A 15,384-nucleotide genomic window follows, 5' to 3' on the forward strand; every position below is an offset into this window, starting at 1 on the left:
GGATATGGCGCGACCCGCGCCCCCGGGGCCCCCCCCCCGCGCCCCGGGTGCTTGAGTTCCGGGGCTTGGGGGCGGGCGGCCACCCCCGCGGCTCGCCCCGGTCACCCTTGTAGCCGCGAGGTGCGCGGCTGTACCGACACATGTCAGCCGTGGCCGTGCGGCGAGCCGCCGTCAGCTACGGCGGCAGGCCGGCTCGGCAGAATCACCGGGACTTCGGTCGCAGCGAGTCAGCGCCGTACGCGTGGCATCCCCAGACCGATCCAGGAGATGATCTCGCGCTGGATCTCGTTGTTGCCGCCGCCGAAGGTGAAGATCACGGCTGAGCGGTAGCCGCGTTCCAGCTCCCCGTGCAGCACCGCACCGGCCGAGCCCTCCTTGAGCACACCGGCGGCCCCGACGACCTCCATCAGCCAGGCGTAGGCGTCGCGTCGCGTCTCGGAGCCGTACACCTTTACGGCGGAGGCGTCCTGCGGGGTGAGGCTGCCGTCCTGGACCGCGCCCACCATCTGCCAGTTGAGTAGCTTCATGGCGTCGAGCCGGGCATGGGTACGGGCCAGGCGGCCTCGTACCCAGCCGAGGTCGATGACCCTCCGTCCGTCGGCGAGCTTGGTCTCCGACGCCCAGCGCTGGACGTCGTGGAAGGCGCGGATGGCCATAGTGCCGTGAGCGGCCAGGGTGACACGCTCATGGTTGAGCTGGTTGGTGATCAGTCGCCAGCCCTTGTTCTCCTCGCCGACCCGGCGCGAGACGGGGACACGGATGTCCTCGTAGTAGCTGGCCGTGGTGTCGTGCGAGGCGAGGGTGTTGATGACGGTGCAGGAGTAGCCCGGGTCCGAAGTCGGCACGAGCAGCATGGTGATGCCTTTGTGCGGCGGCGCGTCGGGATCGGTGCGCACGGCGAGCCACACCCAGTCGGCGGTGTCACCGTTGGTCGTCCAGATCTTCTGGCCGTTCACGACATAGGCGTCGCCGTCGCGGACGGCCCGGGTCTTGAGCGCGGCCAGGTCGGTGCCCGCGTCGGGCTCGCTGTAGCCGATGGCGAAATCGATCTCACCGGAGAGGATCCGCGGCAGGAAGTACGCCTTCTGCTCGTCCGTGCCGAACTGCATGATCGTCGGACCGACGGTGTTGAGCGCCATCAGCGGTAGCGGGACGCCGGCCTGGGCCGCCTCGTCGAAGAAGATGAACTGCTCCATCGGGGTCAGACCCCGCCCGCCGTACTCCTTCGGCCACCCGACGCCGAGCCATCCGTCCGCGCCGAGCCTGCGGATGGTCTCGCGGTAGAAGCGCTTCTGCGCGGCCGGGTCGGCGTAGCGGGCGTAGACGTGGTCGGGTACGAGCCCGTCGAAGTACGCACGCAACTCGGCGCGCAACTGCTGCTGCTCGGGCGTGTAGGCGAGATGCACGGCCCCTCCAGGCGTCTCACGGACCCGGCTACGGGTCCGCGCTGGCTTGCGTCGTGGTGCCTGCTTGCGTCGTGGTGCCTGCTTGCGTCGTGGTGCCTGCTTGCGTCGTGGTGCCTGCGGCGCGGCCACGGTAGAACGTGTTGCAGTAATTCGGAAGGGGTGCGCGGCAGCGGAGTCGGGCGCTCACCCCCCGGGTAGAGGCGGTGCGGCCCGAAACCGGCATCCGGGTGAGTTCGCCACGATCAAGCACCCGACCCCGAGTGCGTGCCCGCCAGCACCGCGATGTCCTCGGCGCTGCGGCGATGCCCTGATCCGCGCGCTGGTCGACGACCCTGACCCCCATGTGCGCCGCACGCTTGCACACCATCACCGCGTGCCACTCGGCGTGCTCATCGTGGAGCTGCTCGCCGACGCGGACCGGCGGGGTAGGGGAAGCAGCAGCGTCCAACCCGTCTCTGCCGCCTGCCGTGATGTCGGATCTGGTGGACCAGCGGTGAGCACCCTGCCCGCCAAGTAGCCGCGCGTTCGCCGAGCGAAGCTCCTGGAGTCGGCTCGGTCACCGGACCGGCCACAGGCAGGCGTCAGGCTCTGCCCGCACGGCGTAGCACGCCTGGTGCCGACCGTCTCTCACGGCATCCGGGACGCGCCTCCGGTGAAGGAGTCCCGTCCCGCGACGCACAGACCCCAGATCACGAAGACGCAGAAGGCGATCGCCACGATCGCCCACACCGGCGTGTAGGGCATGGACAGGAAGTTCGCGATGATCAGCAGCGTCGCCACGGCGATGCCGAGCACCCTGGCCCAGGCCTGGGACTTGAACAGGCCGATGGCGGCCGCCAGGGCCACCACGCCGAGGATCAGATGGATCCAGCCCCAGCCGGTGAGGTCGAACGCGAAGACATAGCCGGGGGTGACGACGAAGATGTCGTCCTTGGCCAGCGCCATGATGCCGCGGCAGATGTCGAGGATCCCCGCGATCAGCAGCATCAAAGCGGTGAACAGGACAAGGCCTTCGGCCACCTCTCCGGACATGCCGGAGCGGGAGTGGGTCGTGGAAGTCATGTCCGCCTCCATTCGTTTGACGTACCGTGGCCCCGGGTCGAGCCGTTGCGTACCGCGGAGCGGAGCGCGACCGCTCCTGCCAGCTCCACGATGCCGAGCAGCACCAGCCAGAGGCCGAGCAGACGCGCCAGTGCGACCGCGGAGTCCACGGGGAAGGCCAGGACGACGATCCCGGCGATCACGCCCAGGACTCCGGTGGTGAAGGTGACGCCGCGGTGGCGCCGGCCGCGGTCCGTGACGGCGACGAAGGCCGTCAGGAGGCCCGACAGCAGCCAGACCGCACCGACGATCAGGGACAGCGCGGCGACCGTTTGGAGCGGGTGCCGCAGCACCAGGATCCCGGCCAGCACCGCCACCACCGCGATCAGCACACCGGACAGCCTGCTGCCCTCGTGGTCGCCGCTACGCGACAGCGCGGTGACGAAGCGGAAGCCTCCGGCGATGAGTAGCTGGATGCCGATGATGACCGCCAGGACGTGCAGCGTCTCATCGGGCCAGACGAGCACGAGGATCCCGGGGATCAGGGTCGCCAGGGCCAGGCCGAGCGCCCACCCCCATGAGCCTCCCACCTCGCCGAGGACGTCGAGGGGGTCTTTCGGGCCGGTCCCGGTCTGGAAACCGGAGGGTCCCGTGGACCCCGAGGATGCAGTCATGGTGTGCCTCCCTCCTCGCCATCCCAGTGTCCGTCGCCGGCACCGCCGCGGACTCACCCCTCAGGAGTGATTTGTCCGCCGACGGATGGGTGCAGCGGAACGGACACGGCCCGGTTCAGGGCGTCTGCTCCGCAAGGCTGAAGCCCAGAACCTTCCGGGCTCGCGGCCCGGATCCGCGGAGGGGTGTGTGGCGATGAAACGCTGGCGTGCGCTGGCCATCCTCGGGACGGCGCAGTTCCTCATGGTGCTGGACACCTCGGTGATGAACGTGTCGATCAGCCGTCTGGTGGAGGACTTCGACACAGATGTCACCGCGATCCAGGCGGTGATCACGCTCTACACACTGGTCATGGCCGCCTTCATGATCACCGGGGGGAAGCTCGGCGACATCTTCGGCCGACGGCGGATGTTCGGCCTGGGCCTGGTCGTGTACGGCGCCGGATCCGCGATCACCGCCGTGGCCCCCACCCTCTGGGTGCTCGCGGCGGGCTGGTCGGTGATCGAGGGGCTGGGAGCGGCCTTGGTCCTGCCTGCCCTGGCCGCGCTGGTCGCCGGCGCGTACCGGGGACGTGACAGGGCCGTGGCCTACGGGGTGATCGGCGGGCTGGCGGGAGCGGGCATCGCGGTCGGTCCGCTGCTGGGCGGCTGGGTGACGACCTATCTGACCTGGCGACTGGTCTTCGCAGGGGAGGTCGTCGTGGTGGCACTCATCCTGTGCTTCTTCCGCTGGATCGAGGACCACCCGCAGCCCGGCGGCAAGGTGCGGCTGGACGCCGTGGGCGCCGCTCTGTCCGGCGTCGGGCTGGCCCTCGTGGTGCTGGGCGTGCTGCAGAGCAGCACCTGGGGATGGCTGCGGCCACGCGGCGCCCCGTTCACGGTGTTCGGCTTCGCGCCGACACTGTTCGTGGTCGCGGCCGGGGGTGTGGTGCTCGGGCTGTTCCGCGCGTGGGAGCACCACCGGCAGGCTCAGGGCCGCGACCCCCTGGTCCGGTTCTCACTCTTCGGCGTACCGGCACTGCGCTCCGGGCTTGTGCTGCTGCTCGGCCAGAACCTCGTGCTGCTCGGGCTGTTCTTCGTGATCCCGCTGTATCTCCAGGTCGTCCAGGGGCTCGATGCGTTCGAGACCGGTCTGCGGCTGCTCCCGGTCTCGGTGACCATGCTGGTCTCGTCCATGAGCGGACCGCTGATCGGGCGGTTCGCCGGACAGCGGACGGTGGTCCGCTGCGGCCTCGCGGTGCTGTTCGCGGCCATTCTGTGGCTGGTCGCGGGCATCGAGCCACGGCTGGACGACCTGCACTTCGCACTGGCCATGGCGCTGCTGGGACTGGGTATGGGGCTGCTTGCCTCACAGCTCGGCAACGTGGTGCAGTCGAGTGTCGGGGAAGCCGACCGCAGTGAGGCCGGCGGGTTGCAGTACACGGCGCAGAACCTCGGGTCGTCTCTGGGGACCGCGCTGATCGGCGCCCTGCTGATCGGCGCCCTCGTCGGTGTGTTCACCACCACGATCGAGGAGGACCCCCGCATCTCGGACGCCGTACACCAGCAGGCGGGTGTGGCCGTCGAAGCGGGGGTCAGCTTTGTGAGCACGGACCGGGTTCGCACGTCGGCCGTGGCGGCTGGGGTGCCCGCGGCCGAGGTCGACGCGCTCGTCGACGCATACGCCGAAGCCCAGATCGGCAGCCTCAAGGCCGCCATTCTCGCCACCGCGGGGGTGACGCTCGCCGGGTTCGCCTTCACCCGCCGTCTGCCCGCCGAGCGCCTCTCCGCGGCGCCGGGCCGCGGCGGTAAGGCACCCTGAGGACCTTGCCCCTGGCCGGGCCGTACGGCGACGGCGGCCGCTGCGGCCGCGACGGTCTTCCGTTTCGAAACGCGCCGATCGATCGCGCCGGCCGGCCACTCGGCGCCCGCTGGCTGTCCGGCCCGTACGGCCCCGACCTCGGTTACGGCTCCGGCACGTCCGGGCGGACGATGACGACCGGGCACTTGGCGTGCTGCGCGACCTGCTGGCTCACCGAGCCCAGCAGCAGGCGTGCGAAGCCTCCGCGGCCCCGGCTGCCGACCACCAGGACTTCGGCGCCGTCCGACGCGGCGAGGAGCACCTCGACAGGGTTGCCGCGGGTCAGATGATGGTCCACCCGTGTGACCCCGGTATCGCCGAGGACCTTGCGGAGCTCGTCGGAGAGGGCGGTGCTGGCGTTCTCCTGGTCGAGGTCGGCGTCCACGGCGGGTGCGGACCAGCCGTGCGCGCCTGGCACCTCGTACGCCCCGACCGCCTCCACCGTCGCGCCGATCAGCCCGGCGTGGCGTACGGCCCAGCGCAGCGCTGCGTGCGACGAGGGTGAACCGTCGACGCCCACCACGACACGCGGGGCCGGTTCGTGCGTGCTCATCCTGCTCACCTTTCTCACGCCCCCGCCCTCCACGCTGCGCGACGCGGGCGCGGTCCGCCACGCGAGAGCCGCCGGTCAGCGTTCCAGCAGGGCCTCGCTGACCGCGAGCGCCGCCGCCATGATGCTGAGCTGCGGATTGACCTCAGGGCAGCCCGGCAGCACCGACGCGTCCGCGATCAGCACACCGTGCGCACCGCGCAGGCGTCCCGTCCCATCGGCCGGGAAACGCTCCGGGTCGGCACCCGCGGCCACCGTGCCGGTGGGGTGGTAGGCGGACAGATGCAGTTGCCCGGGTCCCACCCTCGCGAGGACCTCGTCCAGCTCGGCCAGGGTGCGCACCCGGGGCGCGACGGGGATCCCGGTGAGGACCTCTTCCGCGCCCGCGGCGAACAGCAGCTCCCCCATGGCCCGGACGGCGCGCATCAGCCGTCCGGCGTCACGATGGTCCAGGTCGTAGCGGAGCAGGGTGCGGTCGCGCCCGATCACCCGCCCGGAGGGGCGGTCGGCGATCATGGCGCCGAGTGTGGCCAGCCGGTCGGCCGACTCCAGTTCGCGGCGCAGTTCGCCGCCGAGTCCAGGCAGTACGAAGGAGCCCATGCCGGGCGGGGTCGCGGTGGCCTCGATCAGTACGCCGCCGTGGTGGTGCTCCTCCACTCCGACGCTCTGCAGCACGCCCTCCCAGGCGGTGACGGGTTCGGTGAAGCGCCCGGCGACGCTGGTGGCCGGGTGCACGCTGAGGTTGCGGCCGAGCCGCGGATGCCCGCCGAGCCCCGAACGGCGCAGCAGCGGTGGCGACTGGAGGGCGCCCGCGGCCACCACGACCAGCGGGGCGAGGATCTCGAAGTCGCCACCGTCCTCGCGCCGTACCCGCACCCCCGCCGCGCGCGGGCCCCCCGGCCGGTCGCGGTCGACCAGGATCCGGCGCACCTCGGCGCCGGTGACGATGCGCGCCCCGGCCGCGCAGGCGTCGGGGAGCACGGACAGTTGCACGCTCTGCTTGGCACCGCTCGGGCAGCCCACCACGCACTGGCAGGAGCCCAGGCAGCCGGGGGCGTTGCGGCGCAGTGGGGCGGCCTGCCAGCCGAGCCGTTCGGCGCCCGCGAGGGCGAGGCGGCCGTTGTTGCCGAGGACGTCGACCGGCTGGGGGGCCACACGCAGGGTGCGTTCGGCCTCGTCGAGGTAGGGGCCGAGGCGGTCGGCGAGTGCGCAGCCGAAGTCCTGGCTCCAGCGGGTGAGGACATGGTCCGGTGTGCGGTAGCAGGTGCCGGAGTTGACGACGGTGGTGCCGCCGACCGCCCGGCCCACCGGCAGCAGCAACGGCTGACGGCCGATGGCGACGGTGGCACCGCCGTCCCGGTACAGCTCGGCGAACCGGTCGAGCGGGGCCCGGCGACCGAACGACCCGGTGGAATGGTGGTGCCCTTCCTCCAGTACGACGACGTCGAGACCGGCGCGGGCGAGGGTGCGTGCCGCCATCGAACCGCCCGCGCCGGAGCCGATCACCACGGCGTCAGCTGTGGACCGCGCGGGCCATTCGCCGGACGGTGTGCAGTCGAGTGGTGGGTCCTCGCGGGTCAGCAGCGGGGTTCTCAGTCCGCCGTCGTGGAGCATCCGCTCGGTGCCGGCGGCGAGCAGCACGGGCACCTTGAGCACGTCGAGCAGCGGGGCGAGCCGCGGCCGGGCGCCGAGCCCCGCGAGCACGGCGTCCCGTTCTGCGCCGCTGAGGCGGGCGAGTCCGCGTCCGGTGCGGGCGAAGGCATAGGCGTCGACCGCGCGGGCGGCGGCTCGTACACCGGCACGGGTGGGCAGGGGCATGGTGGCGAGGATCGTGTCCAGCCGAGCGGGGACGCCCGCAGGCCAGGCCTCCGTTCCGTCGTCGGCGATCAGTGCCGCCGCGAATCCCCCGAGTGCGCCGGATCCGCCGTGGCTCATCGCGTCCCCACCTCCGCGTGTGCCGTACCCGTCAGCGTCCATTCGGCCTCGGTGCGCCAGCCGCCGCCCCACCGCCGACGTTCCAGGAGCACATGTGCGTCCGCGCGTTCGGTGTTGCGGCACACGGCCTGAGCCCCGTCGGGGTCGGTGTAGTCGAGTGCGAGGGTGTGTTCCTCGGGCTGGCTGACCTCGACCCGGATCCGGCGTCGTCCCGCGCGTCCGGTCACCGTCCAGGTGGGCAGCCCGATGTAGGCGCGGAAGCGTCCGATCCCGGCCCAGCCGATGGCCGAGCGCTCCGAGCGTCGCGGCCAGGTGCGACCGTCCTTGCGCAGCCGGAGGAAGACCAGGGGCGGAAGACGGCGCAGTACGGGGCGCATCGAGACCGCCGCGACGATTTCCAGTACGTCTCCCCCGCCGAGGTCAGCGTGCAGCCAGGACCAGCGGCGGGCGTTGCCGTGGCCGTAGATCCGGGCGGAGGCTCCGGGCGCCGAGTCCAGGGTGAGGGTGGTGTTCCCGTACGTGAAGGCGCCGCGGTACGTGGCACGGGCGGCCGGCAGGATCTGGGCCGCCGGGAGCAGTGGGCGGCGCCAGGACCATCGGGGGAAGGTGAACAGCGGTGTTCCGGTGGGCTGTTCGGTGAGATCCCAGCTCAGCGCGCCGGCCGCTCCGGTGAGCCGGCCTGGTTCGGCGCAGACGCCTTCGGCGGCGAACCCGGTCTCGCCACCGGTCCACTTGCCGGGGCCGAAGCGGGCGTGCTGGACGGGCTCGTTCGCGGGGAAGACGGCGGCCCAGCCGTGTGCGTAGGGCTCGGACCCGTCGGTGGGGGCGACGAGTTCATGGTGGAGCCAGACCCCGGCGCCGGTCGCCGGGTCGGTCAGGGTGGTGTACCAGACCTCGGTGCGGCCGGGCTCGCCGTGCCAGCGGGGCGCCATCAGCGGGTCGGCGCTCTCGGTGTGCGGAATCCCGCGGGGCGCGGGGAGCGGAAGCTCGCGGCGCGGGAAGCGGAAGCTCGTCAGGAAGGGCAGCAGACCCGTGGCCAGGGGGAAGCGCAGGGTGCCCGTGCCGACACGGACGCCGTTCTCGCACAGCGTGTACGGCAGTACGGTCATCGAGGTCACCGGCCGCAGCGGGTTCACCGACTTCCAGCCGTCCAGGCTGAGGCGGCGGCCGTCCACGGTGAACGAGAGGCGGTAGCGGATACGGCGCCTGGCGAGTGGTGAGATCTCCAACTCGCCCTCGGCGCCAGGGTCGTCCGCCCAGCCCGCGATGCGTATCCGGCCGCTGGTGGCCGCGTGGGTGGTTCCGAAGGGGCGCAGCACCCGGTCCGCTGACACCGGGAGGTCGAGGCGGACCGGGCGGGTGCGGTCCTCGCCGTCGAGCCGGACGGTGCCGAGCATCGTCTCGCGGAAGACGGTGCCCCGTGCGCCGCCGTTGTCGGCGTTTCCGGCGTTATCGGCGTTTCCGGCGTCGCCGCTCATACTCACGCGAGGGCTCATACGAGGCCCTCCAGCATGATCCGCTCGGTCGCCGTCAGATACGCCTCGGCCGCGGCCCGTGCGCCGCTCCCATCGCCGGCTGCCACGCACTCGACCACGGGTTCGAGCCTCGCGTGGGCGGCCGCGGCGTCCGTGAACGGGCCCACCAGCGCGGCCCGTACGGGGAGGTAGGCGTTGAAGAGGGTGTTGGTGAGCAGGACGTAGACGCGGTTGCCGGTGGCCCGCGCCAGCGCGCGGTGCACCTCGACGTCGGCGAGCTGCACCGCGTCCGGGGTCTCGGCCGCCGCGACAGCGGCCAGCAGGCTACGCAGCTCGGCCCGGTGTTCCCCGGTGGCCCGGGCCGCCGCCCGTTCGGCGATCAGCGCACCGATACCGCGCCGCACCTCGAAGATCTCACCGATCCAGTCGGGGCTGTGGCGTACGAGCATGGGCAGCAGGTCAGCCCCGCCGAAGCGCGCGTAGTCACGCACCCGGGTGCCCACGCCGTGCCGGGTCTCCAGCAGTCCGGCCTGGGCGAGGCGGCCGAAGGCGTGCTTGAGGGTGGTGCGGGTGACGCCGTAGCCGTCGGCGAGCTGTCGTTCGGGCGGCAGATAGCTGCCCGCTGGATGACGCCCGGTGAATATGTCCTCACGCAGACGGTTTTCGAGGACGTCGACGATGGTTTCGCGGGGCAGTGCCTCCACGCGGTCCCTCCCCAGTGGCTCAGTGGATGAGCCACTCAACCAAGAGGAGTTGGGGGAAGTCAATGGTCGCGCCGCACCGACATCGCCGACAGGGAGCGACAGGCGCAAGGGATACCGACGGATGCGATAGTTGGGCCATACACCCGGAAGCGGTCGACGGGAATCGGACATATGGTTTCAGACATACCGTAGTGCTCCGATGGCCGAGGAGGCTCTGATGTCCGAGCTGGTCGTCATCGGCTATGACAGCCCCAAGATCGCGCACGAGGCCCTCAAGACGGGGCAGCGGATGCCAGGCGGCACGGTCGCCGAACTCACCGGGGTCGCGGTTGTCTCGGTGGACGATTCCGGCGAGACGCACGTGGACACGCCCCGCCGGACTGACAAGATCGCCCTGTCCGCCACCTCGGGTGCTCTCTGGGCGATGATCATCGGCCTGCTCGTCGCCGTGCCCGCCCTCGGCGTGGTGGGAGCGGCGGTCGGCGGACTGTACGGGAAGCTGCGAACGATGGGCATCGACGACTCGTTCCGCGGGCAGGTCCAGTCACTCCTGGAGCCGGGTTCCGCGGCGGTCGTGATCATGGCCTCGGGGATCGGCGAGGAGGAGTTCGCCGCGGCGCTGCGGCCGCACCGGGGCACGGTACTGAAGACCTCGCTCGACGAGGAGACCGAGAGAGAGCTCGCCGAGCAGCTCACCGGCTCCGCGTAGACATGTCGCGGGTCCGGGCGGTCCTTCTGGGCTCCGTCGGAACGCCCGCGCAATCTCCCGCATGCTCAGATGCTCAGAAAGGGCTCCGATGCACCCCTCTCTCAGCTCCGAAACACTCGCCCGGTTGCGGAGGCAGCACCCTTACCCCGCTGTTTCACTGCTCATGCCCACGCATCGCCGTGATCCGGACAAGGAACAGGATCCCGTCCGGTTGCGCAACCTGATGGCCGAGGCGAAGGAACAGCTGGAGGCCGATCCCGACGTCCCCCGGGCCACCCGCATCGCGATCACCGAGGAGTTGAACCGGGCGATGCAGGAGATCGACCTCGTGCACGCCGAGGACGGACTGGTCGTCTTCGCCTCGCCGGGGGAACACGAGGTCTGGATGCTCGGGCGAACCGTGCCGGAACGGGTGGTGCTTTCCGACACGTATCTGACCCGCAATCTCGTCTCGGCCCAGGCAGCCGAACGCCCGTTCTGGGTGCTTGCCATCTCGTCCGACCATGTGACGCTGTGGAGCGGGACGGCCGACCGGCTCACCGAGATGAACCGGGGCGCCTTCCCGATGGCACGGGTCTTCGAGAACTTCGACGCCGAACGCCGTGAGCGGATCGGCGATGTGCCGAGCACCTTCACCGACGAGGCCACCCGCCAGTTCCTGAAGTCGGCGGACACCGCGATGGGAACCCTGCTCAAGAGTGACCCCCGGCCGCTGTACGTGGTCGGCGAACCCGCCGCGCTCTCTCTGCTCGACAACGCGGGGACGGGGTCGAACGGCAAGGCCGTCCACGTCTCGATGGGCGGCCTGCAGCACGGCCCCGCGGATGCCATCTGGCATGCGGTGCGCCCGCACGCCGAGGCTCGGGCGCGACAGGAGACCGAAGGGGTGCTCGCGGAGCTGGATCGGGCCCGCGGGCGGCGCGCCTTCGCCGCCGGGGTGGACGAGATCCACCAGAACGTGTTGTCAGGCCGGGTCGCGCTGCTGGCGGTGGAGGAGAACTACCGGGAGACGGTGCGCGATTCCGGTGGCCACCTGATGCCCGCCGAGCCCGGTGAGCAGGGCGTGTTGGACGACATCGTGGACGAGATCGTCGAGAAGTCCCTGGACACGGGTGCACAGGTGCGATTCGTACCTGATGGCACGCTGGCCGGGGTCGGCGGCATCGCGAGCACCCTGCGGTACTGACACATCCCCGGCGGCTCCAGGCCCCTCACGGACTTCGCTGAGACGTCTGCGTGGTCGTCGCGAGGGCGGCAACGGCGCTTCTGGTCCACGCGTACTGGGCCTGCTTGCGTGCCGTCGGATCGTCGCAGGCGGGGTGCCCGAACGCCCCGGTGGCCGTCTGCTGAGCGATCAGGAGGCCGATGGCGTCCTGGGTGATGCGGTGCTGCCCCCATCCGTCACGGGCCAGATTCCGGATGGTGGCGGCGAGCATGCCGAGATGGTAGGTCTCCCGGGCTTCACGCAGGGACACAGCGGCCTGGGCGGGGTACGCCCGCTGTGCCCCGCCCCGCGTCGTCGGCTGTCTCGGGATGGCCGAAGCCGCGGCCGGGCTGAGGAAGCCGAGGCCGATCAGCCGGTGCACACCGTCCGCGATGTCGTAGGGGATGGTGTCGAGTTCACCGACCACGGCGGCTGCCGCCCTCAGGAAGTCCTCCAGGGAGGGGCATTCGATTCCGGTCGCACGCAGGGCGAGGGCGAACTCTCCGGCGACTTCCATGCCCTGCTCCTGCCAGAAGACCGGGGGCGCGTCGGCCAGGAGTGCGGCGTAACGGTCGAGTGCGGGCCGGGCGAGGTGGTGTTCGTCGATCGAGGCGGCGCCGACGGCGGCGGCCGTGACGCCGGGAAGGCCCAGCCGGGGATCGGCCATCATGCCTTCGCCGCACAGCCAGGCGACGGCGCGCCGCAGCGCGGGCCTCGGGCACGCGGTGGGCTCCGGTCGCCTGGGGTTCGGCTCGCTGGGGCGACGGGTGCTGCGCCGGAGCAGACCGGCCAGCGCGGCCACGATGGTGGTGTGGTACCCCTCCGCCCAGTGCCTGAACTCCGCGTCGCCGCTGTCGATGCCGGGGTGGACGATGCCTTCGGGGCCGTTCACGCGCCCATCGCCCTCCTGGATCGATTCCAGGAAGTCCCAGGCTCTGTCCGCCGCTTCGGAGTCGCCGATGCCGAGGCAGTAAAGGCAGCACAGGAGCTCTCCGACCAGGTCGGCGTTGGCGCGGGCCTCGGCCAGGACAAGGAGCGCTTCGAGCAGTTCGGCGGTCCCGCCGGAGCTGTGTCCGGAGGGCCATCGCGGCTCCCGCTGCCCGAAGTCGGTGGCGTAGAAGACGGTGTGCGTGATGGCGTAGATGTCGCGGTCGGCCAGCTTCAGTACGTTCGGCCGCCGGCACAGGAGTGTGAACGGCAGAACCGTGTCCATGTCGGGCAGGTCGTGGGCGATCCCGCACACATAGAGAGTGTGGAGCAGATCGAGCTGCCGATAGGGAACCCGTTCGAACGCTGACGCGTATCCGCCGTCCACCGCCTGCTGGATGACGCGCCTGAATTCCGGGTCGTCGCGCCCGCACAGCCGCATAGCGGCGTACGTTCCCGCATACAGCAGGAGAGCCTGCTCGTCACGGGCGATCATCTCCCGGTAGGAATGCCGCCCGGCGACGTCCTCGACCTGTTCGAGGACAGCCGCGTAGTCGCCGGCCAGCGGCGTGTCGTCGAGCCGGGCACGCAGCCCCACCAGAAACGCCGTCTCGATCAGGGCTTTACGGATGAACAGTACGGTCTCGGGCTGGGCCTTGCCGGGGTCGAGCAGGCCCCGGCGCGCAGCGAGCCAGGCGACAGCCCGGTCTTCCACCGCGCGCCTTCGAGATGACCTGACGCCGGGCTCTTCTGATTCCACCGTGGTCCTCCCGGCAGTCACCTTGGGCACCTTCTACTGGGGGGTCAGCGTTCCGCGGGCGCGACGACGTCCGCTACCTCGTTGGCGACGACCAGGACATAGCGCTCCCAGGCCAGCACATAGCCCGCGACGTCGTCCAGCTGGCTGACCTGGCCGACCACGCGCTCCAGGGGAACGCTGAGGTCGACCATGCCGCTGGTTCTGAGGAAGTCCAGCGCCTTACGCGCATCTACCGACGGTGGAGTGGACACGAAAGAACCTCCTACTCGGAGTCCGGCATTTCCCCTCTACTATCTGCCCATTAGCCAGGACAGGGGAATATGCGACCCATAATTCATATAGTCACAATTACCAGCCCACATTCTCGCGGCATTTCTGCGTGTTCCATTTTGGCCGCTTATGCGCTCTCACTCCATGACACCGAAGGCGTCGGAAACAGGTCGATGTCGGTTCGCGACGCCCCGATGGACCAACCACCTCTGGCTCCAGCGTGGACAGCAATCGGACCGCATCGTCCCGGCTCCGTCATGGCGCCTCTTCGTCAGGGGGCCGATATCCCCAGGCAGCGACCCAGCAGACGTCCATGAGCCAGTGGCCAGGAGACCGGTACACCGCCTGGAACTCGTCCAACTCCTCTGCGGAAAAGCCGAATTCGCTCATCGCGTCGCGCAGTTCGTCGAATGCGAGCGTCCAGATGTCAGAGCCGGGCTGCCCGGCGCCGCCGCGAAAGAGCGGGGTCTCGCCGACTGCCTGGACATCGCACAGCCCCGCCTTGTCGAGAAGGTCAGGGAGTCGACGGCCGAGCAGGTAGTCCACACCCTTCGTTGCGGCGAAGCTGAGCCACTTGTCCCAGAACGTCTGGAGCGGGGACAGCGCCGGGGCGGTGAACGCCGGATGCAGGTCGGGTTCCAGGACCAGCAGCGGGCGTCCCGGCTTCAGCGCCGCGACGATGTTCCGCAGCGCCTCGGCCCGTGCGGGGATGTGGTGCAGCACCGCACGCGCGGTGATCAGGTCGTACGCAGCGGGTTCGACCGGATCGTCGACGATATTCAGTCGGCGCACCACGAGCGCGCCGGAGCTGTCCGAGGCCTGGGTGGCGGCCAGCAGCCCCACGTCGATGTCCGTGGCCTCCACCATTCCGGTCGGGCCCACCTGGCAGGCGAGCCAGCGCGCCATGGAGCCGTTGCCCGCGCCGACCTCCAGACACCGCCAGCCCGGGGCGATGCCCAGTCGGCGCAGGTGCCTGCGGTGGATGGGATCAAGGAGAGTGGACATGGCCAGCAGCCGGGTCTCCTCGCCCGGAAGTTCACGGCCGAGTATGTAGCTGTCCGACATCGCGTGCCCCGTCCCGCCGGTTCGGTTCGAGCTAGAGCGTCGACATGACCAGTATGCCCTCGGGAAGCGCTACCTCCAGTGCGCGGGGAACTACGCACACTGCGAGAGGACGCTTCCATGGCGTACCGTGAAAAGCGGAAAGTCAATCGGTCAGGCGTCACACAGCGGCGTGTTCGAGTAGTCGGCTCAGCACCGGGGGCCTGGGTACGACGGCTACCTTCACGTCCTTTCTTGACGACGAGGATCCTGACAGCATCCCCTCTCGAAAGCCCTGCCGGAGAGGTGGAGTCGGCCGCCTGGCGATCGGACCGGACGGCCGTCGTTGTCACGGGGAGAACCCATATGCCAGCTGCCATATATGCCGAAGGCCTGGTGAAGACCTTCGGTGACGTCAGGGCTCTGGACGGTGTCGACCTCGATGTCCCCGAGGGCACGGTCCTCGGATTGCTCGGGCCGAACGGCGCCGGCAAGACCACCGCCGTGCGCGTGCTGACCACTCTGCTTCAGCCGGACAGCGGCAGGGCGGTCGTCGCGGGGATCGACGTCCTCAAACATCCCAATGAAGTCCGCCGCTCGATCGGGTTGTCCGGCCAGTTCGCCGCGGTCGACGAGTATCTGACCGGCCGCGAGAACCTCGAAATGGCCGGGCGGCTTTACCAGATGAGGGCGTCCACCGCGCGCATGCGGGCGGCAGAGCTCCTGGAGCGCTTCAGCCTCGCGGACGCCGCCGACCGCGTCGCCAAGACGTACTCGGGCGGTATGCGCCGCCGCCTCGACCTCGCCGCGGCTCTCGTCGTACGGCCGCCCGTGATGTTCATGGACGAGCC

Annotated in this window: 14 protein-coding genes; 4 read left to right on the forward strand and 10 right to left on the reverse strand. The window is 70.5% G+C overall.

Annotated features, from left to right (window positions below):
• Positions 1-227 precede the first annotated feature (227 nt).
• From ACFWI9_RS27970 to ACFWI9_RS27980, 3 genes are all read right to left on the reverse strand, one after another.
• Positions 228-1,406: an acyl-CoA dehydrogenase family protein gene (locus ACFWI9_RS27970; RefSeq protein ID WP_387166155.1), complete on the reverse strand. Its 1,179-nt coding sequence runs from the start codon at positions 1,404-1,406 to the stop codon at positions 228-230.
• Between the two features lie 627 nt (positions 1,407-2,033).
• Positions 2,034-2,468, reverse strand: a complete 435-nt coding sequence (locus ACFWI9_RS27975; protein ID WP_387166157.1) for a hypothetical protein — start codon at positions 2,466-2,468, stop codon at positions 2,034-2,036.
• Positions 2,465-3,121, reverse strand: a complete 657-nt coding sequence (locus ACFWI9_RS27980; protein WP_387166159.1) for an HdeD family acid-resistance protein — start codon at positions 3,119-3,121, stop codon at positions 2,465-2,467. The genes ACFWI9_RS27975 and ACFWI9_RS27980 overlap by 4 nt, the downstream gene beginning before the upstream one ends.
• A gap of 193 nt (positions 3,122-3,314) precedes the next feature.
• Here ACFWI9_RS27980 and ACFWI9_RS27985 point away from each other — a divergent pair, with 193 nt between their 5' ends.
• Positions 3,315-4,919 (forward strand): MFS transporter, encoded by a 1,605-nt coding sequence (locus tag ACFWI9_RS27985; RefSeq protein ID WP_387166161.1) that lies wholly within the window; start codon positions 3,315-3,317, stop codon positions 4,917-4,919.
• A gap of 142 nt (positions 4,920-5,061) precedes the next feature.
• Here the strand turns inward: ACFWI9_RS27985 and ACFWI9_RS27990 are convergent, their stop codons facing one another.
• From ACFWI9_RS27990 to ACFWI9_RS28005, 4 genes are all read right to left on the reverse strand, one after another.
• The gene (locus ACFWI9_RS27990) at positions 5,062-5,511 is read right to left on the reverse strand and encodes a universal stress protein (RefSeq protein ID WP_387166163.1); all 450 of its coding nucleotides are present in this window, start codon (positions 5,509-5,511) and stop codon (positions 5,062-5,064) included.
• Positions 5,512-5,586: 75 nt separating this feature from the next.
• Positions 5,587-7,443 carry an FAD-dependent oxidoreductase gene (locus ACFWI9_RS27995; protein ID WP_387166165.1) on the reverse strand — a complete coding sequence of 619 codons (1,857 nt, stop codon included), beginning with the start codon at positions 7,441-7,443 and terminating at the stop codon, positions 5,587-5,589.
• On the reverse strand, positions 7,440-8,939 hold the full coding sequence (locus ACFWI9_RS28000) for a hypothetical protein (RefSeq protein WP_387166167.1): 1,500 nt from the start codon (positions 8,937-8,939) through the stop codon (positions 7,440-7,442). Before ACFWI9_RS28000 ends, ACFWI9_RS27995 begins: the two co-directional genes overlap by 4 nt.
• Positions 8,936-9,622, reverse strand: coding sequence for a FadR/GntR family transcriptional regulator (locus tag ACFWI9_RS28005; protein WP_387166169.1), 687 nt, complete (start codon positions 9,620-9,622; stop codon positions 8,936-8,938). Before ACFWI9_RS28005 ends, ACFWI9_RS28000 begins: the two co-directional genes overlap by 4 nt.
• Positions 9,623-9,839: 217 nt before the next feature.
• Between ACFWI9_RS28005 and ACFWI9_RS28010 the strand changes: the two genes are divergently transcribed.
• Together ACFWI9_RS28010 and ACFWI9_RS28015 are read left to right on the forward strand one after the other, a co-directional pair.
• The gene (locus tag ACFWI9_RS28010) at positions 9,840-10,331 is read left to right on the forward strand and encodes a DUF1269 domain-containing protein (protein WP_387166171.1); all 492 of its coding nucleotides are present in this window, start codon (positions 9,840-9,842) and stop codon (positions 10,329-10,331) included.
• Positions 10,332-10,419: 88 nt separating this feature from the next.
• Positions 10,420-11,517, forward strand: coding sequence for a chemotaxis protein (locus tag ACFWI9_RS28015; protein ID WP_387166173.1), 1,098 nt, complete (start codon positions 10,420-10,422; stop codon positions 11,515-11,517).
• Positions 11,518-11,542: 25 nt separating this feature from the next.
• Here the strand turns inward: ACFWI9_RS28015 and ACFWI9_RS28020 are convergent, their stop codons facing one another.
• The 3 genes from ACFWI9_RS28020 to ACFWI9_RS28030 all read right to left on the reverse strand — a co-directional run bounded on the left by ACFWI9_RS28020 (position 11,543) and on the right by ACFWI9_RS28030 (position 14,557).
• Positions 11,543-13,177, reverse strand: coding sequence for a DUF6895 family protein (locus tag ACFWI9_RS28020; protein ID WP_387166175.1), 1,635 nt, complete (start codon positions 13,175-13,177; stop codon positions 11,543-11,545).
• Positions 13,178-13,266: 89 nt separating this feature from the next.
• Positions 13,267-13,473: a hypothetical protein gene (locus ACFWI9_RS28025; RefSeq protein ID WP_387166177.1), complete on the reverse strand. Its 207-nt coding sequence runs from the start codon at positions 13,471-13,473 to the stop codon at positions 13,267-13,269.
• A 274-nt stretch (positions 13,474-13,747) separates the two neighbouring features.
• Positions 13,748-14,557 (reverse strand): class I SAM-dependent methyltransferase, encoded by an 810-nt coding sequence (locus ACFWI9_RS28030; RefSeq protein ID WP_387166179.1) that lies wholly within the window; start codon positions 14,555-14,557, stop codon positions 13,748-13,750.
• A gap of 342 nt (positions 14,558-14,899) precedes the next feature.
• Between ACFWI9_RS28030 and ACFWI9_RS28035 the strand changes: the two genes are divergently transcribed.
• A partial coding sequence (locus ACFWI9_RS28035) for an ATP-binding cassette domain-containing protein (RefSeq protein ID WP_387166181.1) occupies positions 14,900-15,384 on the forward strand: 485 nt, incomplete at its 3' end.

The sequence above is a fragment of the Streptomyces sp. NPDC127084 genome, from assembly GCF_042724175.1.
Lineage (GTDB): Bacteria > Actinomycetota > Actinomycetes > Streptomycetales > Streptomycetaceae > Streptomyces.